The organism is Sphingomonas sp. P4_G2, from assembly GCF_056401155.1.
This window is the reverse complement of the sequence record NZ_JBFUJY010000012.1, coordinates 26215-52450: the sequence shown is the minus strand read 5'-3', so window position 1 is coordinate 52450 and position 26236 is coordinate 26215. Positions and strand designations below refer to the sequence as shown.

Below are 26236 nucleotides of genomic sequence, written 5' to 3'. Positions count from 1 at the left end.
ATCGCAAATCTTACGTATAGGGTCGAAGGAATCACGATGGACAACACCAACGATATGCAGGAAACTTTGGTCACGTTGACCGCCGATATTGCAGCCGAATTTCTCGGTAACAACAACGTCGCCGTTTCGGATATCGAACTGGTCATCCAGAACATCTATCGCGGGCTCTCGCGTCTCACCCCGCAGGCGCCGGCGCCCGAGCCGAAGCAGGAACCGGCGGTTTCGATCCGCGCTTCGATCAAGCCCGACTATATCGTCTGCCTTGAGGACGGCAAGAAGCTCAAGATGCTCAAGCGCCACCTGATGACGCATTATCAGATGACGCCGGAACAGTATCGCGCCAAGTGGAACCTGGCCGCCGACTATCCGATGGTCGCGCCGAACTATGCCGAACAGCGCCGTACCTTGGCGAAGAAGATCGGTCTGGGCACGAAGCGCCGCAAGACCAAGTGATTGGACCCGGATCGCCGAAGGGCGATCTCGACTGTGCGGGGCATGGTCGATCCAATCGTTCCGGCGAAGCCGGAAGCCAAAAACGAAAGGCCGGGATCACTCCCGGCCTTTTTCGTTTAGTATCGCACGTGCCGCCCCTCGCTATCGCTCGGGAGCTACGAGGCGGATCATGCACCGCATGATCCGGACATGCCGTTGGCATGTCTCCGCTAATTGCGAATAACTCTCTACTTTCGCAACAAGGGTGTTGCGCCTATATCGGTCCTATGGCGCGCAACATCGACCTCGAAGCCCTTTGTCACGAAAAAGGATTGCGCATCACCGACCAGCGGCGCGTGATCGCTCGCGTGCTGAGTGAGGCGGAGGATCATCCCGACGTCGAGAAGGTCTATGCCCGTGCATCTGCGATCGATCCCGGCATCTCGATCGCGACCGTCTACCGCACCGTTCGCCTGTTCGAGGAAGCCGGCATTCTCGACCGCCACGATTTCGGCGACGGACGCGCGCGCTACGAGCCCTCGCCTGAGGCGCATCACGACCATCTGATCGACGTCGAGACCGGCCGGGTCATCGAGTTCGTCGATCCCGAGCTCGAACAGCTCCAGAAACAGATCGCGGAGAAGCTGGGCTTCCGCCTCGTCGATCACCGGATGGAGCTGTATGGAGTCAGCCTCTCCCGCAAGGATTGAGGCTCGCCTTCAGGCGGCCAGGGGGAAACCGCAGCCGATTCCATTGACTGGCCGACTCCGTATCTGGCGGCGCGCCGCCGGCATGGTCGCCGGGCTCATTCTGTTCGTTCCACTCCATTATTGCTGGCGCTTGCTGCACCTGAGTTCGCCGTGGCCGCGCCTGTTCCTCGCCTGGGCCGGCTATTGTTCGGGTGCGCGCGTCGAGCGGATCGGCACGCCGCTCAAGCGCGACGTCTTCTACATCTCCAACCATTGCAGCTGGATCGACATCCTGGCGATCGCCGGGGCGAGCGGCACCGCGTTCGTCGCCAAGGCGGAGTTGCGCAAGGCGCCGGTGGTCGGTTGGCTCTCGACCCTCAACCGCACCGTCTTCGTCTCGCGCGAAGACAGACTGGGCGTCGCCGAGCAGATCAACCGGCTGCGCGAGGCGCTCGCCGAAAACTGGTCGGTCACGGTATTCCCCGAAGGCACCACCACCGACGGCCGCTCGCTGCTGCCGTTCAAGTCGCCGCTGTTGAAGGTGCTGGAGCCACCACCCGCGGGCGTCCTCGTCCAGCCAGTGCTGCTCGATTATGGCGAGGTGGGGCCGGATATCGGCTGGATCGGCGACGAGCACGGCAAGGATAATGCGCTGCGTGTGCTCGCGCGGCCGGGCAATTTCCGGTTGTGCATCACTTTCCTCGATCCGTTCGATCCGCGCGATTTTCCCGGCCGCAAGGCGATCGCGGCGGAAAGCATGCGCCGCATCCGCGAGGCGCTGGCGGCAGCGCTGGGCCATGATGTCCCGACGTTCATCGGGCACGATGTCTGGGCAGGACGAACCCCTCCCCGTCCCGGAGAGGACCTGCTATAGGCGCCGGCCCATGACGAAGCCCACCAATCCCAAAACCTTTCACGTCAAGTCGTTCGGCTGCCAGATGAACGTCTATGACGGCGAGCGCATGACCGAGTTGATGGCAGCCCAAGGCCTGACCGCGACCGACGATGCCAATGCCGCCGATCTAGTCGTGCTCAACACCTGCCACATCCGCGAAAAGGCGACCGAAAAGGTCTATTCGGACATCGGGCGCCTCAGGAAGCACGGCAACGATCCGATGATCGCGGTCGCCGGCTGCGTGGCGCAGGCGGAGGGCGTCGAGATCGCGCATCGCGCCAAGGTCGACATCGTCGTCGGCCCGCAAGCCTATCACAATCTACCCGATCTGGTCGCCAAGGCGTCGCGCGGCGAACTCGGGCTCGATACCGACATGCCGGTCCTCTCGAAATTCGGCGCGCTGCCCGCGCGGCGCAAGGTCGGCCCGACCGCGTTCCTGACGGTGCAGGAAGGGTGCGACAAATTCTGCACCTATTGCGTCGTTCCCTATACCCGCGGCGCGGAGATCAGCCGAGGCTGGGGTGCCCTGGTCGACGAAGCCAAGGCGTTGGTCGATGCCGGCGCCAAGGAAATCACGCTGCTCGGCCAGAACGTGAATGCCTGGTCCGATGGCGATCGCGATCTCGGCGCGCTGATCAGCGAGCTCGACCGCATCCCGGGCCTGGCACGGATCCGTTATACGACCAGCCATCCCAACGACATGACCGACGGCCTGATCGCCGCGCATCGCGACGTCGAAAAATTGATGCCGTTCCTCCATCTGCCGGTGCAGGCGGGGAACGATCGCATCCTCAAGGCGATGAACCGCAGTCACAGCCGCGATTCGTACCTGCGCATCCTCGACCGCGTCCGCGCGGTGCGGCCCGATATCGCGCTGAGCGGCGATTTCATCGTCGGCTTCCCCGGCGAGACCGAGGCTGAGTTCGAAGACACGCTGAGCCTGATCGACGAGGTCGGCTACGCCCAGGCGTTCAGCTTCAAATACAGCCCGCGCCCGGGCACGCCCGCAGCCGACATGGATGGTCAGATCGCGCCCGAGGTGATGGATGAGCGGCTCCAGCGCCTGCAGGGCGCGCTCAACCGCGACCAGGCCGCGTTCAACGCCGCGAGTGTCGGCCACACCTGCCAGGTACTGATCGAGCGCAAGGGCAAGCTGCCTGGCCAGATGCTCGGCAAGTCGCCCTGGCTGCAATCGATCCACCTGATCACCAATGCCGAGATCGGTGATCTCGTCGAGGTCGAGATCGTCAGCGCCGGCCCCAACTCGCTAGCGGGCGTCGAGCGAATACCGGTGGCCGCCTAACCTGCCACGCGCTCCTTCGCATCAGCGCCGGCTAACGCGTCAGGCATACAGCCTTCGAATTCGCCGAACGTCGGCTCCGCACCGCGCTGTCCCGCTTCCAGCCACGCCACCTTTGCGCGCGTATAGGTGACCATGGCGCCGATCTGGGCCGCCTTTTCCTCCAGCCGCGCGAGCTGGATGCGCATCAACTCCAAGCTGCGTTCGGGTGTCATCCTCCCCGCATTATACTCGGCCGCCAGCGCGGCGATCTCGCGCAACGAAAAGCCCAGGCCTTGCGCCATGCGGATCATCCGCGCCGCCTCAAGATCCTGATCGGAGAAGATCTGGTACGGGTTGGAGCCGCCCTTCATCCCCGTCCCGGGTGCGAGCAGGCCCTTTCGGACATAGAAGCGGACCGTGTCGGTGCTGAGTTCCGCGCGCCGCGCAAATTCCGAAATCAGCATCTTTTATCCCTTGACCATGGACTATGGTCCACGGTTATATGCTCGTGCTCCATCGAATCAAGAGGAGCATTTTCCATGATCAGGATCGCGCTAGTGACCGGCGCTTCAGCCGGGATCGGCGAGGCTACCGCGCGGCAATTGATCGAGCGTGGCTGGCGCGTGTTCGCTGCCGCGCGCCGGCTCGACCGGATGAAGGAGTTGGAGGCGGCGGGCGCCACATTGCTGCCGCTAGACCTGACCGACGACGCGTCTATCATCGCCGCGGTTGAGACGATCAGGCGCGACGCCGGCCGCCTCGACCTGCTGGTCAACAATGCCGGTTATGGCAGCTATGGCGCGCTTGAGGACGTGCCGATGAGCGAGGCGCGGCGCCAGGTCGAGGTCAATCTGTTCGGCCTTGCACGCCTGTGTCAGCTCACCACACCGATGATGCGCGCCCAGCGTAGCGGCACGATCGTCAACGTCACGTCGATCGGCGGGCGGTTCGGCGAGCCATTCGGCAGCTGGTACCACGCCACCAAATTCGCGGTCGAAGGGCTGAGCGACTGCCTGCGGATGGAACTCCGCCCGTTCGGCATCCGCGTCGTGATCGTCGAACCCGGCGCGATCCGCACCGAATGGGCCGGCATCGCGCACGAGAGCCTGGTCGAACGGTCGGGCAAGACCGACTACGCACCCTATGCGCTGCGTCATGCCGCGACGCTGGGGAGCGCCGACACGTCGTCGATCGTCTCCCCGCCCGACGTCGTCGCGAAGGGGATCGCGCGGATCGCCGATACGAGGAGCCCGAAAGCGCGTTACGCGATCGGGGGTGGCGCCAAGCTGTTCATGTTCCTGCGCAACGTCTTGCCGGACAGCTTGCTCGATCCGTTGATGTGGCGGGTGAGCCAGTCGGGAAAGCTTGGCTGAACCGGATATGGCGGTCGAAGGCGGCATCTGGCATCCTCTCCGCCGACGAGGGGGAGGAACCGATGACCGCCAAAAACTATCTGACCGCGGCGTTGGTCGCCGGCATCGCCGCCGCCGCGATCGAGATGATCTTCGTGCTGCCGATCCAGGCGTCGCTGGGCAATTCGCCGGGGATCGTGTTCCAGTCGATCGCCAGCGGGACAATGGGCAAGGCCGCTTATATCGGCGGAACGCCGGCGGTGCTGCTCGGCATATTCTACCACATTCTCATCTCGGTCGTCGCGGCGGGCGCCTATATCGCCGCGGCCACGCGCCTGCCGTTCCTCTATAGCCGCCCGCTGATCGGCGGCCTGCTCTGCGCGATCGTCGCCTATGTCGTGATGAACTGGGTCGTGTTGCCGATGTCGGCGGTTGGCTACAAGCCGACTACCAACCCGACGATGATGGCGCTGAGCTTCGCCATCCATGTCATCGGCTTTGGCTGGCCGATCGCCTATGTCGGGCGAGCGATGACGCAAGGCCGGTCCTGAGCCCGGTGAACGACGCCATCGATCCCGTCGACGTCACGCATCCCGCTTCACGGCGGCTGTGGCTCGGCGCGCTGCTGATCCTGCCGATCCCGCTGATCTGGGAAACGATTGTCGCCTATGCGACGCGTGATCTCCCGGCCACCCGCGGGTGGCTAGGACCCGCGCTCGGCCTGACCATTCCGCTCCTCAGTCTGGTCGGCGTCGTCCTGCTGCCGTTGAAGCCGTGGATGAAGGCGCTGGCGGCGATCGTGATCGTCCCGATCGCCTGCACAGTCGAAATCATGTGGGGCGTGACCTTCGTGTGCATCCGATTCGGCGATTGCCTATAAGGCGAGGCGATTGAGCAACAGCGGTCCAGCTTTTTGCGACAGACGCACTGATTTGCGCTGTCCTCTCCGCATCCGATCTGCCATCGTCACACACGGATGAGCGACGCCCTTTCCGCCCTTGTGCCTGACGGAACCAGCTTCCGCATGGCCTCGTTCGGCGCTGTCATGAAAGCCGGCTATTTGCCGCTCCACCCATCCCTATGCCCAGAAAGGACCGCATGAGCCGCAAGCCTGTCCCCGCCCAATCCGGTGAACGCAGCCGGGTCGAGCTGACCTTCGACAAGCCACAGCTGCTCGCGCAACTTTTCGGGCAATATGACCAGAATCTGGTCGCGCTCGAACATCGCCTGGGCATCTACATCACCGCGCGCGGCAATCGCGTCGGGCTGGAGGGGTCGGCCGAGCAGGTCGCGATGGGCCGCGACGTGCTCTACGATCTCTACAAGCGCCTGCAGCGCGGCGAGGATATCGACACCGGCCTGGTCGACGCGTCGATCGCGATGGCGTCGGAGCCGGTGCTCGACGGGATCATCAGCGCGGAAGCCAGTCCGGCGCCGCCGATCATGATCCGCACGCGCAAGAAGACGATCGTCCCGCGCACGCCCGCCCAGGCGCATTACATGCGCGAGCTGACCACCAATGACATGATCTTCGCGCTCGGACCGGCGGGCACCGGCAAGACCTATCTCGCGGTGGCCCAAGCGGTGTCGCAGCTGATCACCGGCAGCGTCCAGCGGCTGATCCTGTCGCGCCCGGCGGTCGAGGCGGGCGAGAAGCTCGGCTTCCTGCCCGGCGACATGAAGGAGAAGGTCGATCCCTATCTCCGTCCGCTCTACGACGCGCTCAACGACTGCCTGCCCGCCGAACAGGTCGAGCGACGGATCAGTTCGGGCGAGATCGAGATCGCGCCGATCGCCTTCATGCGTGGGCGCACCCTGGCCGACGCCTTCATCATCCTCGACGAGGCGCAGAACACCACGCCCGCGCAGATGAAGATGTTCCTGACCCGCTTCGGCGAGCGCAGCCGGATGGTGATCTGCGGCGACCCGAACCAGGTCGACTTGCCCGGCGGTGTCGAGGCGTCGGGCATGCGCGACGCGGTCACCCGGCTGGAAGGAATCGAGGGCATTGCGATGAGCCGCTTCACCGCCGCCGATGTGGTGCGCCATCCGATCGTCGGGCGCATCGTCGAGGCGTATGAGGGGCCGCACGCGTGAGCGGGGTAAGCATTGCTAAGCCCCTCCCCTTCAGGGGAGGGGTTTGGGGTGGGGCAGTCACAAGCGACGGGCTCTGCGAGGCATCCCCCACCCCAACCCCTCCCCTGAAGGGGAGGGGCTACTGATGCTTGAAATCGCCCTCGCCCATGAAGCCCCTTGGCCGGATCGCGATTGGGACGCCCTCGCCGATCGCGCCGCGCGCGCCGCGATCGATCGCACGCCGCACGGCGAACTGCTGACCATCCCCGCCGCGGTCGAGATTTCGCTGCGCCTGACATCGGACGACGAAGTCCACACGCTCAATCGCCAATACCGCCACAAGGACAAGCCGACCAACGTCCTCAGCTTCCCGATGGTCCAGGCCGATCTGCTCGAAACGGTGACGCAGAATTCGGACGATGGCGAGGTATTGCTGGGCGATATCGTGCTGGCCCATGGCGTCTGCGCGGCCGAGGCGGCAGAGCGCAATATCCCGATCGAAACGCATGCGACTCATTTGATCGTGCACGGCGTGCTGCATCTGCTAGGTTATGACCACATGAACGACCGCGAGGCCGAAGCGATGGAAGCGATCGAGACCGACGCGCTCGCCTCGCTCGGCATCGACGACCCCTATTTGATCGAAGAGGACTGACCGACTACAATGCCCGAGGGCCCCAGTACCGACGCCGGCGACAGTATCTGGCGCAAGCTGAAGTCGCTGTTCGGAGAACACGAACCGACGCTACGTGATCAGCTCGAGGACGTGATCGAACGTCACGAGGACGATCCGGCTCCCGATGCCGCCGGCGACCTGTCGCAACTCGAGCGCCAGATGGTCCGCAACCTGCTCCATTTCGGCGAGCGCGACGCGGGCGATGTCGGCGTGCCGCGCGCGGACATCGTCGCGGTCGAAGAGAAGACCAGCTTCGCCGGCCTCGTCCAGTTGTTCGCCGAAGCGGGACATAGCCGCCTGCCGGTGTATCGCGGCAGCCTCGACGAAGTGATCGGGATGATCCACGTCAAGGACGTGTTCGCGATCCTGGCCACCGGCGTGCCACATCCCGAGGACATTGCCGACCTGATCCGTCAGCCGCTCTACGTCCCGATGTCGCGCGGCGCACTCGACCTGCTCGTCGACATGCAATCGAAACGCGTCCACCTGGCGATCGTGCTCGACGAATATTCGGGCACCGAAGGCCTGGTCACGATCGAGGACCTGATCGAGGAGATCGTCGGCGATATCGAGGACGAGCATGACGACGCGCCCGAGGCGTTGCTCGTGCCGCTGGACGGCGGGGCCTGGGATGCCGACGCCCGCGTCGAGCTCGAGGACGTCGGCGCGACGATCGATCCACGCCTCGCCGAACATGACGAGGATGTCGACACGCTGGGTGGCCTCGCGGCGGTGCTCGCCGGCCGCGTCCCGCTCAAGGGCGAATGCCTGGAGACACCGTCGGGCTGGACGCTCGAAGTGCTCGAAGCGGATTCGCGCCGCATCGAACGGTTACGCCTTCACCCGCCCAAGCCGATCCCCGAAGGCGCCGAGTCCTAGGTTGAGAACCCAAATAAGCCGTTGTTCTTAAAGCGATCCATTTCCAAGACTCGTCATCCCAGCGAAAGCTGGGATCTCAAGCGGCATCGCGTCACCGCCAGAGACCCCAGCTTTCGCTGGGGTGACGGGAGGTGCGCTGGGGCGACGGAAGGTGCGCTGGGGCGACGGAAGGATTCCGCGGGGATGATGACGGGAATATCAGTCCCAACCTAAGGTCGAATGCGACCGAAACGACAGGGTCGCCAAGTCCGGACAAAAAAGGCCGGGGATCAACCCCGGCCTTCCATTCCCACCTTGTTCAAACCGCGTAAGGCGTCGTCAATTCGTGACGATGCACGCCTCGCCCGCCACCTTCAGCTTGCCGCATAATTCCTGCGCCGCGCCCGCGCTGCCGGCATTGACCTTGAGGCGGTAGAAAGTGCGGCCGTTGACCTCCGCCTTCTCGACCGACTTGCCGAGATTGGCGATGTAATTGAAGCGCTTCGATTCCCGCGTCCACGCCGTGTTGGCCGCGACTTCGCTCGGGAAAGCGCCGAGCTGGACCAACGCACCGCCGCCACCGCCATTGGCGACCGCGATCGGCTTGCCCGGTGGCGGTGCCACCAGCTTGCCGCGCGAGCCCGCCACGCTGGTCGTCGCGACCGAACTGCCCGGTCCGGTTTTCGCGTTGGCCGCCGCCCGGGTGCCGGCGACCGGCGCCTCGGGCAGTTTGGTCACCGCGATCTGGCTGTTGCCGCCGCCATTGCCGCCGCTCGTCGCGACCGAAGCGTCACCTTCGCCATCGACCTTGAGGCCGCCGGGATCCTCGGGCTTGACCTTGTAATCGCCTTCCTGCGCGGCGATCAGATCGCCATTGCCCGGCGCGGGCGCGCGATGTTTCCACCAATAGACGCCGCCGAGCACCGCTCCGAGCGCGACCAGCCCGAGCAGGACGAGACCCACGAGACGACCAAGCGAGGGCCCCTCATCCTCGTCGTCCGCCGCGGTTTCGAGCCAGGGCAGTCGGTCCTCATCGCGTGCCGCGGGTTCGGGCACAGGCTCCGACGCCACATATTCGTCCTCTTCGCCCGCCATCACTTCATCTCCTGGACGGCCTCGACCCCCATGATGGCGAGACCGTTGCGGACAATCTGCCCGATAGCGTCGCCGAGGAAAAGCCGCGCGCAGGTGAGGTCGGGACGGTCGGGAATCAGGTAGCGGCGCTCCGGACGATCGTTGCCGACATTCCATTGCGCGTGAAACTCTGCCGCCAAGTCGTAGAGATAAAAGGCAATCCGGTGCGGCTCACGCGCCGCCGCCGCGGTCTCCACCACCCGAGGGAACTGCGCCGCGAGCTTCACCAGCCGCAAGTCCTCCGTATCAAGCTGGGACAGGTCGACGCCATTGCACGCGATCCCGGCCTCGGCCGCACGCCGCTTGAGCGATGCGACTCGCGCATGGGCGTACTGGACATAGAACACCGGATTGTCCTTCGACGCCTCCACCACCTTGGCGAAATCGAAGTCCATCTGGGCATCGGCCTTGCGCGTCAGCATGGTGAAGCGGACGACGTCCTTGCCGACTTCGCGCACCACGTCAGCCAGCGTCACGAAGTTACCGGAACGCTTCGACATCTTGACCGGCTCGCCGGCGCGCAGCAGCCGCACCATCTGCACCAGCTTAACGTCGAACCGGGTCTTGCCGCCGGTCAGCGCTTGCACCGCCGCGACGATCCGCTTGACCGTGCCGGCATGATCGGCGCCCCAGATATCGATCAGCGCGTCGGCGGTCTGCGCCTTCTGCCAATGATAAGCGAGATCGGCGCCGAAATAGGTCCAGCTGCCATCCGACTTCTTGATCGGCCGGTCCTGATCGTCGCCATATTGCGACGAGCGGAACAGCGGCAGCTCGACCGGCTCCCAATCCTCGGGCGTCTCGCCCTTGGGCGCTTCGAGTACACCGTCATAGATCAGCCCCCGCGCGCGCAATTCCTTCTCGGCTGCTTCGGGCTTCTTCGCCGCCTGCAACTCGGCCTCGGACGAGAACAGGTCGTGATGGATGCCGAGTAGGGCCAGATCGTCCTTGATCAGCACCAGCATCTGCGCGACCGCGATCTTGCGGAACAGCACCAGCCAGTCGCTCTCGGGCGCCGACACGAACTTGTCACCGAACTCGGTCGCCAGTGCCTGGCCGACCGGGATCAGATAGTCGCCCGGGTACAGGCCCTCGGGGATTTCGCCGACGCCCTCGCCCAGCGCCTCGCGGTACCGCAAGTGCGCCGAGCGCGCGAGCGTATCGACCTGGCCGCCGGCATCATTGACATAATATTCGCGGATGACCTTGTAGCCGCCCCATTCGAGCAAGGCGGCGAGCGCATCGCCGACCACCGCGCCACGGCAATGGCCCATATGCATCGGCCCGGTCGGATTGGCCGAGACGTATTCGACATTGACCGTCTGGCCGAGCCCCTTGGTCGAGCGGCCGTAATCGGCGCCGCCATCGATGATCGCGGCGAGTTCGTTGCGCCACGTGTCGTCGGTCAGCGTCATGTTGATGAAGCCGGGGCCCGCGACGGCAACACTCGCGACTTCGTCGAGCTTGCCCAGTTCCGCCGCGATCTTGTCGGCCAGCACGCGCGGATTGGTCCCGGCCGGCTTGGCCAGCACCATCGCGGCGTTGGTCGCGAGATCGCCATGGCTGGCATCGCGCGGCGGCTCGACCGTCACCGCGCCTCGCCCCAGCCCGCTCGGCAAGTCGCCATGCGCGGTCAGGGCATCGAGCGCCGCGTCGATATGCGCGGCAAAGCGGGTGTAGAGGGTCATTCCTGGGGTCCAACGATAAGGAGAAGGCGCGCCCTTAGACCAAGCGCGCGCCACACTCAAATTTGCGGTGTCAGCCATCATATTCAACGCCAACGCGATTGACTATGTAATGTTGTATCATTAATTGGCGAATATGACTGCCCGTCCCCAAGCCATGAACGATCCCGCGCACTGGGATTCGCTCGCGCAACGTTATGCCGACGAAGCCGATCGCATGACCGGCATGTATTGCGAAACGGCATGGCAACTCGCCGCCCTCCCGCCGAGCGCTCGCGTGCTGGACGTCGCGACCGGAGCCGGCGCCTTGCTCGCGATCGCGCTGAAGGACGGCGCCGATGCGATCGGGATCGATTTCTCGCCGGGCATGGTTCGCGTGGCGCAGGAACGGGCCGCCGCCATCCGTCCGGGCGAACGCGCGATGGTGATGGACGGCCAAGCGCTCGATTTCGCCGAGGCGAGCTTCGATGCCGCTTTCTCGATGTTCGGCGTGTTCATGTTCCCCGATCCGATCGCCGGTTTCGCGGAGATCGCCCGCGTGCTGCGGCCGGGCGGGCTGGCGGTGATCGCGGTGTGGGAGAATGCCGGCGGTGCCGGCCCCGCGATATTGTTCCAGGAGGCGGCGCGGCGCCTGTTTCCCGACCGTCCCGTCCCGACACCGATGGCGCGGCTGTTCAATTCACCGGCATTACTCGACGAAGCGTTCCACGCGGTCGGGCTCGAACCGCAAGCGATCCATTCGGCGGAGCGGGCCTGGCCGGCACCGCCCATCGAATGGTTTCACGACAATGCCAAGCTCGCGTTCGGTTGGTCGCCTTTATGGCGCGATCTCGACGAGGAACAGCGCGCCGCATTTGCCCAAGAAGCCGCCGCGCTCGCGCTGAACCTGCCACGCGAAGGAATCCGATCGACCGCGCTGATCGGTATGGCACGCAAGCCCGGTTAGGCGCGCCAGTCTAAGCCTGCGCGCTCATTTACCGACATCGAGGAAGTCGCGAACCAGCTTCACCGTCGCGTCGGGCTGTTCCTCCATCAGCCAGTGGCCGGAATTCGGCACCACCGCTCCTGTCACATCGGTCGCGGTGAATCGCATGACAGCCGCCATCGTCGTGCCGAACGATTTGTCGCCGCCGATCGCCAGGACCGGCATGTTCAGCTTGCCCGCGGCGAGGAACGCCTGGTCGTCGATCGCGTCCTGGTCGAACGCCGCGAATTGAGAGAAGCCCGCATGCATCGCGCCGGGCAGCGCGTAGAGTTTCGCGTAATGCTCGCGCGACGTCTCGCTGAACTTGGCCGGGGTGGCGGAGAATTCATTCCAGAAACGGTCGAGATAGATGCGCTCGCGCCCGGCGACCAACCGCTCCATATCGGGTCCGCCGAAGCGGAAATGCCAGAGCAGCGGGTTCTTCAATATCTCTTCCCATGGCCCGATACCCGGGATCGGCGCGTCCATCAGTACGAACCGCTTGATGCGATCGCGATGCTCGGCGGCAAAGGCATAGCCGACCATATTGCCGATATCGTGCGTGACGAGGTCGACCTTGTCGATCTTCAGGGCATCGAGAATGCCGGCAATGTCCTGACCCTGCGTCTTCTTGTCATAACCGCCGGTCGGGCGTGCCGACAGACCGAGCCCGCGCAGATCGGGAACGATCACGGTGTGATCGCGCATGAGGTCGGCGGCGAGCGGCGCCCACATATCGCCGGTTTCGCCATAACCGTGCAGCAACACCACGGCGGGGCCCTTGCCCCCGACGCGGACGTGCAGCGTCGTGCCGTTGGTGGCGATGTCGCGCTCGACAAAGGATGCCGGAAACGGCTGAACTTGTGCCGCCGCCGGCGCCGCGGCGAGCAGGCTTAACGCGAGAATGGCTGAACGAAACATGGCGATATCCCTGTTTGGCGCGTCACGTTGGACGCTATCGACAGGAAAGTGCCCACGATGCATCGTCCGGACTAGCCGGCCAATGCCGAAATCGGTTTTCGGAAGGATCGAACGATGATCAAGATGGACGGCATCGCCGCGTTCGTTGCTACCGCCGAATCCGGATCGATCAGCGAGGCCGCCCGACAATTGGGCCATGCCAAGTCGGTGATCAGCGAACGGCTGACCGAGCTCGAGCGGACATTGGGTGTCCGGCTCGTCCAGCGAACCACGCGCAAGCTATCGCTGACCGAGGACGGCGACAGCTTCCTGCCCCGAGCGCAACGGATTCTGTTCGAGGCGCGGGAAGCGCAGTCCGAAATCGCCGAGCGGCGCGATACGCTGGCCGGCACGCTGAAATTGTCGGCGCCCGTCAGCTTCGGCGTGCTGCATTTGGGGCCGGCTTTATACGATTTCCTCGCCGAGCATCCCGGCCTGGAACTGACGCTCGACCTCGACGACCGGTTCGTCGATGCCGCGGCCGATGGCTTCGACGCGGTCATCCGCCATGGTCCGGTGGCGGACAATCGGCTGGTCGCCAAGCGGCTGGCGACGACGCGGAGGATCCTGGTCGCATCGCCGGATTATCTGGCGCGTAACGGGACGCCGCATTCGCTGGCCTGCCTCAACGCGCATAAAGGCATCGTCTATACCAATCGCGAGGCCGATTGGCGGTTCGATGGGCCGGAGGGCTGGACCGTGATCCGGCCGCGCAGCGTGATGCGCGTGAACAACGGGCTGATCATGCGCGACGCGGCCTTGGCCGGGCTGGGCATCACCCTGCTGCCCGATTTCTTCGTCCATGCGGAGCTTGCCGACGGATCGCTCGTCCATGTCGATATCGGCACGGAAGGCGAAGGCGCCGAACTCTACATCTGCTATCCGCTGGCCCGCACCCAATCCGCCAAAGTCGCCGCGCTGACCGACAGCCTGCGGCGCGCCTTCGGCAACCCGCCTTATTGGAATCGCTCTGCGCCGGCCGATACTGCTCGCCCCCCTGCCACGCCCGCGCGGATCATGCCCGCGACAGGCCGCTGACCGGCGCCGCACCTTTCGTATCCGGAAACAAGCTTGCCATCACTTTGCCCGGCTCGACCTGATAATGCCCGGCAACCGCGCCGGCGACGAACTGGTCGAGGCCAAGCGTTGGCTTGAGGTCGCGGCTTTCGAACAGAGCCGCCTGCCCCAGCCCCGGCCAATCCGCCACCACGCGCCCGCCCTTGACCGCGCCGCCGACCAGCATCGCCGCCGACCCGGTACCATGGTCGGTGCCGCCGGTGCCGTTGACCGCGACGGTGCGCCCAAATTCGGTCGCGACCAGGATCATCGTGTCGTTCCACACCGGACCCAAGCCGGTCTTCAGGCTGGCGAGCATCGCGTCGAGCCCCTTGAGCTGCGTCGCCAGCCGGCCGCGCTGGCCGGCATGGGTATCCCAGCCGCCGGTCTCGATCATCGCGATCCGCGCGCCGTTGGCGGGCGCCAGCAACCGTGCCGCGAGCTGGCCGGTTGCCGCCGCGTTCTTGACGCTGACATCGACGAGATCGCCGGTCAGCTGACGCGTATCCATCGCTTCGCTCCACAGCCCGTGGAGCTGGCTGTCGCCCTGATAGAGCGCGGCGACACGCGTCAGCAGATCGTCCGATGCCTGGGGGAGCGCGGACGGCGCGTAGCTGGTCACCTCATGCGGTCCGCGCATCGCGAGCGGGATCGTTGCGGAGATCGCGATTGCCTTGGCCTCGCCCGACGGGATGACGCCGAGCATGCGGTTCATCCAGCCGTCCTTGACCTGATAGGCGCCGAGCCCGCCGCTTTCGAGCACGTTCTGGCCATCGAAATGGGAACGGTCGCGATAGGGCGAGGCAATTGCGTGCGCGAACAATGCCTCCCTGGCGTCGTACATGCCGGCGAGCGACGTCATGGCGGGGTGGAGCGCGAACATCGTGTCGAGCTTCTTGGCGGTGGCGAAATCCTCGACCAACTGGCCGCGTGCGCCGGCAAAGGCCGGATCGCCCACCGCGCCGACCGTGCCCAGCCCGTCGGCCGCCCCGCGCTGGATGATGAAGACGAAGCGGCGGTCGGTCTCCGCCTTGGCGAAGGCCATGCGCGGTGTCAGCGCGAGCGCGGCAGCGCCTGCGGAACCGATCAGGAAGGAGCGGCGATCGTACATGATTACCTCCGCAGCATTTCGGGAGAGACGAGGAGCAAGGCGAGCGCCTGGCCGGGACTTTCGGCGCGGGCCAAGGCCTGTTCGGTCGCCGGCGTGAGCATCGCCGGGAACAGTCTGGGGGCAAGCGCCCGCGCGTCGATCTGTGCGCCGGCGCGGGTGGCGAAACGTTCCGACGCCTCGACCCGGCGGACCAACGCATCGGGCCCCGCCCAGCTCGCGGCGATATCGTCATAGCCCGCGGGCGAGCCCGGCTTCCAGGTCGGCTGACCGAGCTGGTTGAGCAGCCCGACCGCGGCGAGCGGCTGGACCTGCTTCATGCCAAGCGCGCGATAGGCCGACACCGTCCATTCCCAGGGCGACTTGAACTTGACCGGTTGCGGCACCCAGCATTCGGGGCTGTCGATCAGCACGCGATAGAGGCTGGGCAGATCGCCGCCGGTCTTGACGAAGCTGGCCTGGAGCCGCTGGACGAGCGCGGGTGGTGGCGTATCGCCGGCGAAATGGCGCGCCAGCTTGATCGCGATGTGCTGCGCGGTCGCCGGACTGGTCGCCAGCGTGTCGAGCACCGCTTGGGCCTGTTTCTCGCCCTCCTGCCCGTATGTGCGCCCGATGATGGTGCGCTCGCCGGGTTCGTGCAGGCGCTCGGCGAATACGAAATCGCCCGGCGTGCCATCGGTGCCCGCCATCCTTGCGCCCGGCCCGCGACCGATCCCAGCCACCGACCAGCCGGTCAGCGCGCGCGCGAATTCGGTGACGTCGGCCTGGGTGTAGCCACTGCGCACGCCCAAAGTGTGCAATTCCATGATCTCGCGCGCGAGATTCTCGTTGAGACCGAGCTTCCGGCCGTTCGCGCGTGGGCGCCGCGCAGCGAACCGGCCCGCCGTGGAATTGGGGCCGACCGACACCGCCTGATCGAGATAGAGCAGCATCGCGGGATGGCGCTCGACGGCATTGAGCATGTCGCCGAACGTGCGCGTCAGATTGGGGCGGATCGCCTCAAATTCGAGCAGGCCCGACAGGCCGATCACCTGGAGCTTGTCGGCGGACACCGCAAAATGGTTGGCCCAGAAATGCGTCAGGCGATCGGCGAACGGAGCGGTACTGCTCAGCGCGGCATTGATCCGCGCGCCGACTGCGGCGGCGTAATCGTCGCGGACCTGGCGGCCGACGAAGCGCCGCGCGTCCTTGAGCGGATCGTCGGCATCGGGCTTGGCGCCTGGTTCGGGCGTGCCCGGCGGCACCATGGCGGCGTTCGGCCGCATCGCCATGTCTTGAGAGGCACCGGATTGTGCCATGTCTGGCTGCCCCGGCGGCGTTGGTGCGGTGGCGGCACGCTGCTGCTGGCGGCGGCCCATCCCCATCTGCCGCAACTCGCGTTGCTGTTCGTAGAAATCAGCGAGTTCACCCGCCACCTTGGCACGCGGCGGCACCGCGGCGATCGCGGGGGGCCTTGGATCGAACGCCTCGATCTGCTGCTTCAGCCAGACCTTGGGATTGTCGGGAATGCTCTCATCGGGTCGGGCGCCAAGCCCGAAGCGATTGAGGGCAATGCTGGCATCGGTCGCCGCCATCGGCGCGTCACTCCTGTTCGCACCTGCGGTCTACCCCGCCAGTGTCGCACAACTATCCCGAGCATAACGTATCAGTGGGCGCATCCCTTCGCGCCGGTGATGGGTTTGCTTAGAACCCATCAGGCAGGTCGATCGGTCCGACCACTTCCCGATAGCGCGCGATCGCATAGCGGTCGGTCATCCCGGCGATGAAATCGGCGATGTGGCGGCTGAGCCAAGGCTCGTCCGCGGGCAGGCGGCCCGCCCAATCGCTCGGCATCAGCGAGGGGTCGGCATGATAAGCGGCGAACAGCCCGGCAACGACGTGCCGCGCCGCTTCCGCCGCCGCCATTTGGCGCGGATGGTGATAAAGGTTGGCGTACATGAACCGCTTCAGGTCGCGCTCGTCATCGCGCATCCGCTCGGAGAATGTGATCAGCGCCCTGCCCGCCTCGCGCGCTTCGTCGGCCGAATTTATCCGCGCGTCGGCGATAGCGGCACGGCTGGTCTCGATCAGGTCCATGACCATCCCGCCGATCTGGCCGCGGATCAGTTCGCCGACCAGCCGCTCGGGCGGCACATCCGAGAACCGCGCGCGGCATTCGTCCCAGCGCGCGGCGATCATCGGCAGGGCGAGCAGCTGATCCAGGCTCAGCAGCCCGGCACGCAGCCCGTCGTCAATGTCGTGATTGTCATAGGCGATATCGTCGGCGATCGCCGCGACTTGCGCCTCAAGGCTCGGCCAGTCGGTGAGTTCGAGCGGAAACTGGTCGTCGGCACGGGCCAGCGCCCATTGCGGTTCGATGATCGGACCATTGTGCTTGGCGAGCCCTTCCAGCGTCTCCCAGGTCAAATTGAGGCCGGGGAAACGCGGATAGGGGCTGTCGATCTCGGTCAGCGTGCGCAGCGTGTTGCCGTTATGGTCGAACCCGCCGCGATCCTTGAGCGCTGCCTCCAGCGCATCCTCGCCGGCATGGCCGAACGGCGGGTGGCCGATATCGTGCGCCAGGCACAGCGCTTCGGTGAGGTCTTCGTTGAGGCCGAGCGTGCGCGCAACGGTACGGCCGATCTGCGCGACTTCCAGGCTGTGGGTCAGCCGGACGCGGAAATGGTCGCCATCGGGCGCCAGGAAGACCTGGGTCTTGTGCCGCAGACGGCGGAAGCTGATCGAGTGGATAATGCGGTCGCGGTCGCGCTGAAATGCGTCGCGCGGCCCCCGCGTGGTGGTTTCCGGTTCGGGATAAAGCCGCCCACGGCTGTCCTCGGGATGCGAAGCGTAAGGTGCGGGCGTCCTGGTCATCGTGCTCGCGTGTAGCGGCGGGAGTTTGGGAAATCTAACCGATACTTGCTGTCAAGTCGTCGCCCCGGCGAAGGCCGGGGCCGCTGGCGAAGGCGCAATACGGCCAGCGATCCCGGCCTCCGCCGGGATGACGGAAAATGACTACTTGCCGCCGAGACGGTCGACCTTCTGCCCTTTGGTGCTGGTGAAGACGAAGCCCGACAGGCCGGCTTTGGCCATTTGATTGACGAACGCTTGCGCCTCGTCCTCGGACTTGAACGGTCCGGTCAGGACGCGGTTGGTCGCGCGCAGCGGCGTCGACCATCCCTGGCGATTGCGGAACAGATCGGGCGCCTTGGTCTTGAGCGCGCTCCAGGCCTTTTCCAGCGCCGCCTGGTTGGCGCCGCCGGCCACCTGCACCCAGACGCGCGCAGGATCGCCCTTGGTCGCTATATCAGCCTTGAAGCCCTTGGCGTCGGCAGCTTCGCATTTGGCTGACGCCTTGCCTTTCGCGCTCGTTTTGCCGCGCGTGGTGGCGACCTGATCGGCCCGGCCCCGCGCCCCCGCTTTGCCCTTGGCTGGGGGTAACGGACAGCCATTCTTGTCGAGCGCGACTGCCTCGTCCTTTGCGTCGCGCGCGCTCTTCGCGTCAGCAGTCTCGCACCTGGCGACCGACTTCCCTTTCAGTGTCGCCTTGCCGCGCGTCGCCGCCCTGCCCTTGGCCGGCGGCGGACATCCATTGTCGTCGAGCGCGGCGCTGTCCAGCCTGGCATCGCGGCCGCCCTTCGTGTCCACGACCTCGCATTTGGCAGTCGATTTCCCCTTTGCCGTCGTCCGGCTCCGCGTCGTCGTTTTGCCTTTGGACAGCGGGGGGCACGCGACCTGGTCGATCGTGGCGGCGTCATCCTTCGATGCCTTCGCGTCAGCAGGCGATTTTCCGTTGCGCCCCTTGGCGGACTTGCCGTCGCTGGCGTCCGTGGTTTCGTCATTCGCGGTCTTGCGGGTCGTTGCCCTGGGTTCGGGCGCCCTGGCGGCGGGCTTGGGTGCCTCCACCTTTACCTTGGGTTGGGGCGTAACTTCGGCCGGTTTCGGCACCGGTGGCGGTGGCGGTGGTACGGCGCGCGTCGGCAGCGGCGCCACGCCGAGTTCCGCACCCGGCACCGAGATGCCAGCGATGATCCTGGCGAGCACGGTATCCTCGCTGACGCGCGAGGTCGCGGTCGGCGCCGGGCTGATCCCCGCCTCGGCGGCGGTTGGACGGTCGGCTACACCGCTATCGGCGCTCGTCGCGCTAAAGCCGGGAGCTGGGGGGGGCGGCGCCGCGACCACAATTGGTGCGGGCAATGGCGCTGGAGGAGGAGCGGCGACGGTCGCCGAGGGCGGTGGTGCCGCCGGCGTCGATGTTGGTTTCGGAGACTCGGCGACCTTAACGGGCGGCGGCAGGGGAGTCGGCGCCGGGGTCAACACCGGCTTCGGCGCGGAAAGCGGCGGCGCATAGACGACGCGCGGTGACGGCTGGGGCAATGGCGGCGCAGGCGTCGATACCGCGCGCGGTGCGACGTAAGACGGCGGGTTCATCGCTACCTCGACGGGTGGCGTAGGTGTGGCCGCAGGTACGGCAGGCGCAAGATAATCGCCTTTCTTGCGCTTCTTCTTCCTGGTGTCCTCCTGGACAATCGGACGCGGCCGGGGTTGCTCCGCCGCCGCGAGCACCCTGGGCGCGGTCGGGTCGGGCCCGAGCCGCGGCAGCGCCGGGATCATCCGCGCGTCGGCGATGCGTTCTGGCGTCGCGCGCAGTTCGCCGAAATTGATCGCAAAGGCGCGATCGGCGGCCGACAGCATCGGCAGCCGGTCGAAGAACGGGGCGAGCCCCGCGCCAAGGCCCGGTGACATCATCGAATTCGCGATCTTCTGCGCGCCGTCGCGGTCGCCACTCATCGCCAGGATGAAGGCGCGATCGCGCCACGCCGCGCGATCGCTTTTGCGGAGCAACGCGTCGAGCAGGTCAAGTGCTTCCTTCTTGCGCCCGGAAATCCCCATCGACAGCGCGTAGCGCCGCGTTATCTCGTCATCAGGCTTTGCCCGCAGCGCCAGGCGGTAGTCGCGTTGCGCACGTTCCTGCTCGCCGATCAGATCATAAGCGAGGCCGCGATCGCCGGCATATTTGCTGGGATCGAGCCCGCGCGCTTCGGCTTCCTGGAACCGGCGTAATGCTTCACCGGGGCGCTCGGCACGCACCAACAAGCTGCCGAGCCCGGCCTTCACCCGCGGATTGAGCGGGTCGAGCTTTTCGGCGCGGCCGAAAAACCCCGCCGCGGCGGTGTTGTCGCCCATCCTGAGGGTCAGTTCGCCAGCGGTGACCAGCGCTTCGATGTCCAGCGGATTGGCAGCGAGGATGCGCATGTCCGCGGCCAGCGCGTCGGCATCTCGATTTTCATCGGTGGTCTGAGCGAAGGCCTGTCCGCCGCTCATTGCTAAAACAACGGCGGCGAGGCCGAGAGCGCGGCGGAATATCATGTCGGATGCCAGCCTAAACCGATTGGCGGCTGAACGGGAAATGACCTTGGGTTTCACGAGCGGCGAGGCGGGGCGCGGCGGCGATGAACGCCGCCGACACCCCGCAAAWCGGCTTACTGGTTGTTCTGGCGGTGCAGGAAGCGCGGGATATCGAGCGAATCCTTGCTCTCACCCTCGTCTGCTTCGGAGCGCGAGCCGCCGCGCGCGACGCTCTGCATCCGCTCGAACAGCGTACCGCCCAGCTTCATGCGCGGCGCCGGCGGAGCTTCCGCCTCGTCACCGGAGGAGATGGCCGGAGCCTCTTCGGCGCTCTCGCCCGGCGACAGCCAGCCCGGAGTTTCCTCGGCCGCAGCCTCGGCGGCCACAGGCTCTTCATACTCGGCGGGAACGGCCTCATCGTCGACCGCGACCTCGCTGCCGAGCACCAGTTCGTCGGCGTCAGCGTCCGGTGCGGTAGCGTCTGCCGGCGTATCGAGCGTCAGCGGCTGTGTGTCCGCCTCGGGCTCCGCCTTCGCTTCAGGCTCGGGCGCCGCTTCGATCGGCGATGCCGGTATCACCGACTCCGCCCTGCGGCCAAAGCTGAAGGCGCGGGTCGCCGGCTCCGCCGCAGCGGCAGCCACGGCGGCGCTGTCGGCCTCGATCCCGGTGGCGACGACCGACACGCGGATCTTGCCTTCCAGGTCGGGATTGAACGCCGAGCCCCAGATGATGTTGGCGTCTTCGTCGACCAGTTCGCGGATATGATTGGCCGCTTCGTCGACCTCGAGCAGGCGCATGTCCTCGCCGCCGGTGATCGAGACGATCACGCCCTTGGCGCCCTTCATGCTGACGCCGTCGAGCAGCGGGTTGGCGATCGCCTTGGACGCGGCTTCGATGGCGCGGTTGTCGCCCTCGGCCTCGCCGGTGCCCATCATCGCCTTGCCCATTTCCTGCATCACCGAACGGACGTCGGCGAAGTCGAGGTTGATCAGGCCAGGCATGACCATCAAATCGGTGATCCCGCGCACGCCCTGCTGCAGCACTTCATCGGCCATTTCGAAGGCCTGTTTGAAGGTGGTGTTGGCGTTGGCGACCAGGAACAGATTCTGGTTGGGGATAACGATCAGCGTATCGACGTACTTCTGCAGTTCCTCGATACCGGCTTCCGCCGCCTTGGCACGGCGACTGCCCTCGAACGCGAACGGCTTGGTCACCACGCCGACGGTCAGGATGCCCATGTCGCGCGCCGCCTTGGCGATGACCGGAGCAGCCCCCGTACCGGTGCCGCCGCCCATGCCGGCGGCGATGAAGCACATATGTGCGCCTTCCAGCATCTTGGCGACGCCGTCGATCGCTTCCTCCGCCGCGGCACGACCGATCTCAGGCCGCGCCCCCGCGCCGAGCCCTTGCGTGATCCGCACGCCGAGCTGGATCTTCTGCCCCGCCTGACTCTGCTTGAGCGCCTGCGCATCGGTATTCGCGACCAGGAAGTCGACGCCCTGGACGTCGTTCTTCATCATGTTGGCGATGGCGTTACCGCCTGCGCCACCGACGCCGATCACCGCGATACGCGGAGTCAGTTCGTCTACATCCGGAGGAAGAAATTCAACCATTACGCGTTCTCCGACATGCTCCGCCCCCCGAAGCACTTATGCCCACAACTTCTTGCACTATCCCCCCCGCACTATCCACTACAAATGGGGGTCGATGACGCATTTCTTTAATAATTCGCCCGAGCCGTTCTAATCAGGCGACGGAAGATCGACATCGGCGACGGACGATGTACCAGCTGATGTTCGCCCGATGCCAGTGACCTGAGGTCGATCGGGTCGGTCGCGGCGTGGTGGACCAGCCCCGCCAGGGTCGCGAAAGCGGGTCCCGAATGCGCATCGGGCAAGCCGGCAAGTCCGCGCGGGCGCCCGACCCGGACCGACCGGCCGAGCGCGGCTTGCGCATAATCGGCGATACCCTTGAGCTCGGCACCGCCGCCGGTCAGCACGACCTGGCGCCCGACATTGCCGTCGAATTTCATCGCGGTCAGCGCCTTGCCGATCTCTCCCATCAACAATTCGAGCCGCTGGCGGATCACCGCGATCAGCTGCGCCTTGGTGATGCGCGGCCCCTCGCCCGCGCCATCGTCGCTGAGCGGCGCGATCTCGAGCATCTCGTGATTGTCACGCGGCGTCGCGTTGGCGCAGCCATGGAAGCACTTCATCCGCTCGGCCTGGGCGCGGCTGGCGCCGAAAGTCGAGGCAATGTCGTCGGTGATGTCGCTGGCGCCCATCGGCACGGTGACCAGGCCGACCAGCATGCCGCCGGCGAACAAAGAAACGTTGGTGATTCCGGCGCCCATCTCGACCAGCGCCGTCCCGAGCTCACGCTCCTCCGCGCTGAGGCAGGCGAGCCCCGTCGCGACCGGCGCGGCGATGATCGACTTTACCTCCAAATGCGACTTGGCGACGCACAGGCCGATATTGCGCACCGGCGATCCATCGGCGGCGACGACATGGATGTGGACACCCATCCGGTCGGCATGAAGCCCCAGCGGGTTCTTGACCCCGGTGATGCCGTCGAGCGTGTAGAGCGCCGGCTGGGCATGGAGCACCATACGGCCGGCCGGATCGATCGATTCCCGCCCCGCGCGCAGCAGCGCGTCGATATCGCTTTGTTCGATACGGTGCCCACCCATTTCGAACTCGATCGAGGCGACGTCGCTGACCAGCCCGCCCGCCGAAAAGCCGACCCAGACATTCTCGATATTGGTCTGGGCGATACGTTCGGCCTGTTCGACCGCTTCGCGCACCGCGACTTCGGTCGCCGCCATGTCGGCGATGCAACCGCGCCGCACGCCGCGGCTTTCGCGCTGGCCGGTGCCGAGCACGATCAGCTCGCCGCCGCTGCCTTTCTGCGCGATCATCGCGGAGACCTTGGACGACCCGATATCGAGTGCCGTGATCAACCCCTCCGGCGGTGTCTTGGCCATAACTCTATTCCCCCACTCAAACCTGGTCGCGCGACGCCGCGCGATCCGTCGACGCCGGCGCCGGCGTCGACATATTGCCCTTCGAACTCGTCGGAACCCCAATCCGGCTCGATCCGTCGGGCTTGCGCGCCACGAACACATCCGGGTTGCGCATGTCGAACTTTACCCATCCTCTACCCAAAAGTCGAAGCGTACCATCCCTCTCCGCAAACAACCGGAGTGCCTTGGCAGCCTCATCGGTTCCCTCGGGCAGCGACAAAGTCTCCCCGGTGTCGAACAACAGGTCCCAGCGGCGGTTGCCGACCCAGGTCGCGGCCCGCACCTTCGGCTTGAGCGCGGGCGCAATGGTCATCAGCGTCTGATAGGCCGGCTCCTGGCGATCGGCGCCGGGACCGATCACCAGCGGCAAATCGGGCATGGCATCGGCCGATACCGGTTCCAGATAGACTCCGTCGCGATCGATCAGGCTCAGCGTCCCCTGGTTCTGCCACACCGCCGCCGGCGTGCGCTCGACGATCCGGATCAATAAGGTATCGGGCAGCCGCCGCGAAACATGGGCATCCTGCACCCAGCCATATTGCAGCAACTTGTCGCGGATCTGGTTGAGGTCGACCAATGGCATCGCGCGCGATTTCTGTTCGAGCGCAACGGCATAGACCGTCATCTGGTCCATCCGCTTGACGCCACGGATCTCGATCTGTTCGACGCGGAAACCGGCATTGCCGGCCTGTTCGGCGACCGCGGTGCCGACCGCGCCGGGAATGCCGAAGATTTGCGCGACGACCAGCGCCGCCCCGACTGCTAGCGCGAAGATCGACCAGGTCGCGATGCGCTGCAGAGTATGCTGGGAAATCGGCAGCCAGGCGAGAATGCGGTCGATGATCGACGGCTTCTTCTGCTTGCGCTTTGCCGACGGCCGGCGCGCGGTCGGCCGCCCGCTCCTAGTGGGGGCACGGCTCATGCCAGCGCCTCGTCGATGATCATCTGCACCAGCTCCGGATAGGAGATGCCGAGATGTCTCGCCTGTTCGGGGACGAGGCTCAAGGGCGTCATGCCGGGCTGGGTATTGACCTCGAGCAGGAACAGCCCGTCCTCGCCGCGCTCATCGTCCCAGCGGAAGTCTGATCGCGACGCGCCCTTGCAGCCGAGCAGATTATGCGCCTCGAGCGCGAGGCGCTTGCAGGCCGCGGCGATCGCATCGGGGATTTGCGCCGGAAAGACGTGCTCGGTCATGCCGTCAGTGTACTTGGCGTCGTAATCGTACCAGCCGGATTTGGGCTTGAGTTCCGTCACGCCAAGCGCACGGCCGCCGAGGATCGCCGTCGTCAGTTCGCGACCACGAACATAAGGCTCGGCGAGCAGTTCCTCGAATTCCTGCCACGGGCCGGCGACATCGCGGCCGATCGGGTTGCCGTAATTGCCGTCGTCGGTGACGATTGCAACGCCGACCGACGAGCCCTCGTTGACGGGCTTGAGCACATAGGGCCGTTTGAGCGGGTCGCCCTCGAATATTTCCGCCGATTTGACGATCCGTCCGCCGGGCATCGGGATGCCGTGCGGGACCAGCGCCTGCTTGGTCAGCACCTTGTCGATCGCGATGACCGAAGTGACCATGCCCGAATGGGTGTATTTGAGGCCCATCAGGTCGAGCATGCCCTGCACCGAGCCATCCTCGCCCGGCGTGCCGTGGAGCGCGTTGAACACGATATCGGGCTTGGCCGCGGTAAGCCTGGCCGCGACGTCGCGATCCATGTCGATCCGCGTCACGCGATGGCCGAGCGATTCCAGCGCCTCGGCGATGCCTTTGCCCGACATCAGCGAAACTTCGCGCTCGGCCGACCAGCCGCCCATCAGGACCGCGACGTGGAGAGTCACTTCGCCACTCCCACGCGCTGAATTTCCCATTCCAGCATCACGCCCGACTTCGCCTTCACCTTCTCGCGTACCTCTTCGCCCAGCCCCTCGATGTCCGCGCTTGTCGCGTCGCCCAGGTTGAGCAGGAAATTACAATGCTTCTCCGACACTTGCGCACCGCCCTTGCGAAGTCCGCGGCAGCCCGCTTGATCGACCAATTGCCAGGCCTTTTGGCCTTCGGGATTCTTGAAGGTCGAGCCCCCGGTGCGGCTGCGCAGTGGCTGCGATTCCTCGCGCGCGGCGGCGATGCGGTCCATTTCGGCCTGGATCGCGGAGGGTTCATCGATGTGGCCACGGAACGTCGCGCCGATCACAATCGCACCCTCGGGCAACTCGCTGTGGCGATAGGTGTAGCCGAGATCGCCGAGCGCGAGCGTCCGGCGCTCGCCCGAACGCAGGACCACATCGGCCTCGACCAGCACGTCCTTGACCTCGCGGCCATAAGCGCCGCCGTTCATCCGGACGAACCCGCCGACCGTGCCAGGGATCGAGCGCATGAATTCGAGGCCGGCGATCCCGGCGTCGCGCGCATTCGACGAAACGAGGATGCCGCTCGCGCCACCACCGCAGCGAAGCGTGGTTTCGTCGATCCGCTCGACCTTGGCGAACGTCTTGCCTAGTCGCACCACCACGCCCGGGACGCCGCCATCGCGGACGATCAGGTTCGAGCCCAAGCCGAGCCCCATCACCGGCACCGACGGGTCGAGCGCGTAGAGGAAAGTCGAGAGGTCTTCGACATCGGCCGGCTCGAACAGATATTCGGCCGCGCCGCCGCTCTTGAACCATACCAGCGGCGCCAGCGGCGCACCCTGGGTCAGTTTTCCGCGGACCGGAGGCATGGCGT

25 protein-coding genes are annotated in these 26236 nt (G+C 65.8%); 12 read left to right on the top strand and 13 right to left on the bottom strand.

Annotation, left to right across the window (positions count from 1 at the left end):
- Positions 1-36 precede the first annotated feature (36 nt).
- The 4 genes from AC1DRD_RS21545 to miaB all read left to right on the top strand — a co-directional run bounded on the left by AC1DRD_RS21545 (position 37) and on the right by miaB (position 3319).
- A complete protein-coding gene (locus AC1DRD_RS21545; protein ID WP_066812250.1) occupies positions 37-453 on the top strand; it encodes a Ros/MucR family transcriptional regulator in 417 nt (138 codons plus the stop codon).
- Positions 454-719: 266 nt separating this feature from the next.
- Complete coding sequence (locus tag AC1DRD_RS21540; RefSeq protein WP_066812252.1) at positions 720-1142, top strand: Fur family transcriptional regulator; 423 nt, start codon at positions 720-722, stop codon at positions 1140-1142.
- Complete coding sequence (locus AC1DRD_RS21535; RefSeq protein ID WP_478042967.1) at positions 1114-1995, top strand: lysophospholipid acyltransferase family protein; 882 nt, start codon at positions 1114-1116, stop codon at positions 1993-1995. Before AC1DRD_RS21540 ends, AC1DRD_RS21535 begins: the two co-directional genes overlap by 29 nt.
- A 10-nt stretch (positions 1996-2005) precedes the next feature.
- Positions 2006-3319 (top strand): tRNA (N6-isopentenyl adenosine(37)-C2)-methylthiotransferase MiaB, encoded by a 1314-nt coding sequence (gene miaB / locus AC1DRD_RS21530; RefSeq protein WP_478042966.1) that lies wholly within the window; start codon positions 2006-2008, stop codon positions 3317-3319.
- On the opposite strand, the gene AC1DRD_RS21525 is transcribed toward miaB, so the two are convergent.
- Positions 3316-3762 carry a helix-turn-helix domain-containing protein gene (locus AC1DRD_RS21525; protein ID WP_478032644.1) on the bottom strand — a complete coding sequence of 149 codons (447 nt, stop codon included), beginning with the start codon at positions 3760-3762 and terminating at the stop codon, positions 3316-3318. The two genes, miaB and AC1DRD_RS21525, sit on opposite strands and share 4 nt — an antisense overlap.
- A 75-nt stretch (positions 3763-3837) precedes the next feature.
- Here AC1DRD_RS21525 and AC1DRD_RS21520 point away from each other — a divergent pair, with 75 nt between their 5' ends.
- The 6 genes from AC1DRD_RS21520 (at position 3838) to AC1DRD_RS21495 (ending at position 8281) form a co-directional block, all read left to right on the top strand.
- The gene (locus AC1DRD_RS21520) at positions 3838-4671 is read left to right on the top strand and encodes an oxidoreductase (RefSeq protein WP_478032642.1); all 834 of its coding nucleotides are present in this window, start codon (positions 3838-3840) and stop codon (positions 4669-4671) included.
- A gap of 62 nt (positions 4672-4733) precedes the next feature.
- Positions 4734-5201 (top strand): hypothetical protein, encoded by a 468-nt coding sequence (locus AC1DRD_RS21515; protein WP_478042965.1) that lies wholly within the window; start codon positions 4734-4736, stop codon positions 5199-5201.
- A gap of 5 nt (positions 5202-5206) precedes the next feature.
- Positions 5207-5530, top strand: coding sequence for a hypothetical protein (locus AC1DRD_RS21510; RefSeq protein WP_478032639.1), 324 nt, complete (start codon positions 5207-5209; stop codon positions 5528-5530).
- A 218-nt stretch (positions 5531-5748) separates the two neighbouring features.
- The gene (locus tag AC1DRD_RS21505) at positions 5749-6747 is read left to right on the top strand and encodes a PhoH family protein (protein WP_478042964.1); all 999 of its coding nucleotides are present in this window, start codon (positions 5749-5751) and stop codon (positions 6745-6747) included.
- A gap of 124 nt (positions 6748-6871) precedes the next feature.
- Positions 6872-7381, top strand: coding sequence for an rRNA maturation RNase YbeY (gene ybeY, locus AC1DRD_RS21500; protein WP_478042963.1), 510 nt, complete (start codon positions 6872-6874; stop codon positions 7379-7381).
- 9 nt (positions 7382-7390) lie between these two features.
- On the top strand, positions 7391-8281 hold the full coding sequence (locus AC1DRD_RS21495) for a hemolysin family protein (RefSeq protein ID WP_478032634.1): 891 nt from the start codon (positions 7391-7393) through the stop codon (positions 8279-8281).
- A 318-nt stretch (positions 8282-8599) separates the two neighbouring features.
- Here AC1DRD_RS21495 and AC1DRD_RS21490 read toward each other — a convergent pair whose 3' ends face one another.
- Both AC1DRD_RS21490 and argS read right to left on the bottom strand, forming a co-directional pair.
- Positions 8600-9355, bottom strand: coding sequence for an SPOR domain-containing protein (locus tag AC1DRD_RS21490; RefSeq protein ID WP_478042962.1), 756 nt, complete (start codon positions 9353-9355; stop codon positions 8600-8602).
- Positions 9355-11082 (bottom strand): arginine--tRNA ligase, encoded by a 1728-nt coding sequence (gene argS, locus AC1DRD_RS21485; RefSeq protein WP_478042961.1) that lies wholly within the window; start codon positions 11080-11082, stop codon positions 9355-9357. Before argS ends, AC1DRD_RS21490 begins: the two co-directional genes overlap by 1 nt.
- Before the next feature lie 133 nt (positions 11083-11215).
- On the opposite strand from argS, the gene AC1DRD_RS21480 reads away from it, so the two are divergent.
- Positions 11216-12025 carry a class I SAM-dependent methyltransferase gene (locus AC1DRD_RS21480; protein ID WP_478042960.1) on the top strand — a complete coding sequence of 270 codons (810 nt, stop codon included), beginning with the start codon at positions 11216-11218 and terminating at the stop codon, positions 12023-12025.
- A gap of 24 nt (positions 12026-12049) precedes the next feature.
- On the opposite strand, the gene AC1DRD_RS21475 is transcribed toward AC1DRD_RS21480, so the two are convergent.
- A complete protein-coding gene (locus tag AC1DRD_RS21475) occupies positions 12050-12964 on the bottom strand; it encodes an alpha/beta fold hydrolase (protein ID WP_478042959.1) in 915 nt (304 codons plus the stop codon).
- Between the two features lie 114 nt (positions 12965-13078).
- Here AC1DRD_RS21475 and AC1DRD_RS21470 point away from each other — a divergent pair, with 114 nt between their 5' ends.
- Entirely contained in the window at positions 13079-14041 is a 963-nt protein-coding gene (locus AC1DRD_RS21470; protein WP_478042958.1) for a LysR family transcriptional regulator, read from the top strand.
- Here the strand turns inward: AC1DRD_RS21470 and AC1DRD_RS21465 are convergent.
- The 9 genes from AC1DRD_RS21465 to murB form a co-directional block, all read right to left on the bottom strand.
- Entirely contained in the window at positions 14019-15170 is a 1152-nt protein-coding gene (locus AC1DRD_RS21465) for a DUF1501 domain-containing protein (protein WP_478042957.1), read from the bottom strand. The two genes, AC1DRD_RS21470 and AC1DRD_RS21465, sit on opposite strands and share 23 nt — an antisense overlap.
- Positions 15171-15172: 2 nt before the next feature.
- Positions 15173-16741: a DUF1800 domain-containing protein gene (locus AC1DRD_RS21460; RefSeq protein WP_478042956.1), complete on the bottom strand. Its 1569-nt coding sequence runs from the start codon at positions 16739-16741 to the stop codon at positions 15173-15175.
- A gap of 109 nt (positions 16742-16850) precedes the next feature.
- Entirely contained in the window at positions 16851-18020 is a 1170-nt protein-coding gene (locus tag AC1DRD_RS21455; protein WP_478042955.1) for a deoxyguanosinetriphosphate triphosphohydrolase, read from the bottom strand.
- A gap of 141 nt (positions 18021-18161) precedes the next feature.
- Complete coding sequence (locus AC1DRD_RS21450; protein WP_478042954.1) at positions 18162-20471, bottom strand: SPOR domain-containing protein; 2310 nt, start codon at positions 20469-20471, stop codon at positions 18162-18164.
- A 158-nt stretch (positions 20472-20629) separates the two neighbouring features.
- Entirely contained in the window at positions 20630-22108 is a 1479-nt protein-coding gene (ftsZ, locus tag AC1DRD_RS21445) for a cell division protein FtsZ (protein ID WP_478032622.1), read from the bottom strand.
- A 107-nt stretch (positions 22109-22215) separates the two neighbouring features.
- Entirely contained in the window at positions 22216-23478 is a 1263-nt protein-coding gene (ftsA, locus tag AC1DRD_RS21440) for a cell division protein FtsA (RefSeq protein ID WP_066810394.1), read from the bottom strand.
- 16 nt (positions 23479-23494) lie between these two features.
- Positions 23495-24439 (bottom strand): cell division protein FtsQ/DivIB, encoded by a 945-nt coding sequence (locus AC1DRD_RS21435; protein WP_478042953.1) that lies wholly within the window; start codon positions 24437-24439, stop codon positions 23495-23497.
- The gene (locus AC1DRD_RS21430; RefSeq protein ID WP_478042980.1) at positions 24436-25329 is read right to left on the bottom strand and encodes a D-alanine--D-alanine ligase; all 894 of its coding nucleotides are present in this window, start codon (positions 25327-25329) and stop codon (positions 24436-24438) included. The genes AC1DRD_RS21435 and AC1DRD_RS21430 overlap by 4 nt, the downstream gene beginning before the upstream one ends.
- A 20-nt stretch (positions 25330-25349) precedes the next feature.
- Entirely contained in the window at positions 25350-26231 is an 882-nt protein-coding gene (gene murB, locus AC1DRD_RS21425) for a UDP-N-acetylmuramate dehydrogenase (protein ID WP_478042979.1), read from the bottom strand.
- Positions 26232-26236: the final 5 nt, after the last annotated feature.

Bases quoted from the DNA above. Each gene is read 5' to 3' on its own strand.
- AC1DRD_RS21470 (WP_478042958.1), top strand. From the start codon at position 13,079: ATGATCAAGATGGACGGCATCGCCGCGTTCGTTGCTACCGCCGAATCC.
- AC1DRD_RS21495 (WP_478032634.1), top strand. From the start codon at position 7,391: ATGCCCGAGGGCCCCAGTACCGACGCCGGCGACAGTATCTGGCGCAAG.
- AC1DRD_RS21540 (WP_066812252.1), top strand. From the start codon at position 720: ATGGCGCGCAACATCGACCTCGAAGCCCTTTGTCACGAAAAAGGATTG.
- AC1DRD_RS21490 (WP_478042962.1), bottom strand. From the start codon at position 9,355: ATGGCGGGCGAAGAGGACGAATATGTGGCGTCGGAGCCTGTGCCCGAA.
- argS (WP_478042961.1), bottom strand. From the start codon at position 11,082: ATGACCCTCTACACCCGCTTTGCCGCGCATATCGACGCGGCGCTCGAT.
- AC1DRD_RS21480 (WP_478042960.1), top strand. From the start codon at position 11,216: ATGACTGCCCGTCCCCAAGCCATGAACGATCCCGCGCACTGGGATTCG.
- miaB (WP_478042966.1), top strand. From the start codon at position 2,006: ATGACGAAGCCCACCAATCCCAAAACCTTTCACGTCAAGTCGTTCGGC.
- AC1DRD_RS21515 (WP_478042965.1), top strand. From the start codon at position 4,734: ATGACCGCCAAAAACTATCTGACCGCGGCGTTGGTCGCCGGCATCGCC.
- ftsZ (WP_478032622.1), bottom strand. From the start codon at position 22,108: ATGGTTGAATTTCTTCCTCCGGATGTAGACGAACTGACTCCGCGTATC.
- AC1DRD_RS21435 (WP_478042953.1), bottom strand. From the start codon at position 24,439: ATGAGCCGTGCCCCCACTAGGAGCGGGCGGCCGACCGCGCGCCGGCCG.
- AC1DRD_RS21475 (WP_478042959.1), bottom strand. From the start codon at position 12,964: ATGTTTCGTTCAGCCATTCTCGCGTTAAGCCTGCTCGCCGCGGCGCCG.
- murB (WP_478042979.1), bottom strand. From the start codon at position 26,231: ATGCCTCCGGTCCGCGGAAAACTGACCCAGGGTGCGCCGCTGGCGCCG.
- AC1DRD_RS21520 (WP_478032642.1), top strand. From the start codon at position 3,838: ATGATCAGGATCGCGCTAGTGACCGGCGCTTCAGCCGGGATCGGCGAG.
- AC1DRD_RS21525 (WP_478032644.1), bottom strand. From the start codon at position 3,762: ATGCTGATTTCGGAATTTGCGCGGCGCGCGGAACTCAGCACCGACACG.
- AC1DRD_RS21505 (WP_478042964.1), top strand. From the start codon at position 5,749: ATGAGCCGCAAGCCTGTCCCCGCCCAATCCGGTGAACGCAGCCGGGTC.
- AC1DRD_RS21460 (WP_478042956.1), bottom strand. From the start codon at position 16,741: ATGGCGGCGACCGATGCCAGCATTGCCCTCAATCGCTTCGGGCTTGGC.
- AC1DRD_RS21535 (WP_478042967.1), top strand. From the start codon at position 1,114: ATGGAGTCAGCCTCTCCCGCAAGGATTGAGGCTCGCCTTCAGGCGGCC.
- AC1DRD_RS21465 (WP_478042957.1), bottom strand. From the start codon at position 15,170: ATGTACGATCGCCGCTCCTTCCTGATCGGTTCCGCAGGCGCTGCCGCG.
- AC1DRD_RS21430 (WP_478042980.1), bottom strand. From the start codon at position 25,329: ATGGGCGGCTGGTCGGCCGAGCGCGAAGTTTCGCTGATGTCGGGCAAA.
- ybeY (WP_478042963.1), top strand. From the start codon at position 6,872: ATGCTTGAAATCGCCCTCGCCCATGAAGCCCCTTGGCCGGATCGCGAT.
- AC1DRD_RS21455 (WP_478042955.1), bottom strand. From the start codon at position 18,020: ATGACCAGGACGCCCGCACCTTACGCTTCGCATCCCGAGGACAGCCGT.
- AC1DRD_RS21450 (WP_478042954.1), bottom strand. From the start codon at position 20,471: ATGAGCGGCGGACAGGCCTTCGCTCAGACCACCGATGAAAATCGAGAT.
- ftsA (WP_066810394.1), bottom strand. From the start codon at position 23,478: ATGGCCAAGACACCGCCGGAGGGGTTGATCACGGCACTCGATATCGGG.
- AC1DRD_RS21545 (WP_066812250.1), top strand. From the start codon at position 37: ATGGACAACACCAACGATATGCAGGAAACTTTGGTCACGTTGACCGCC.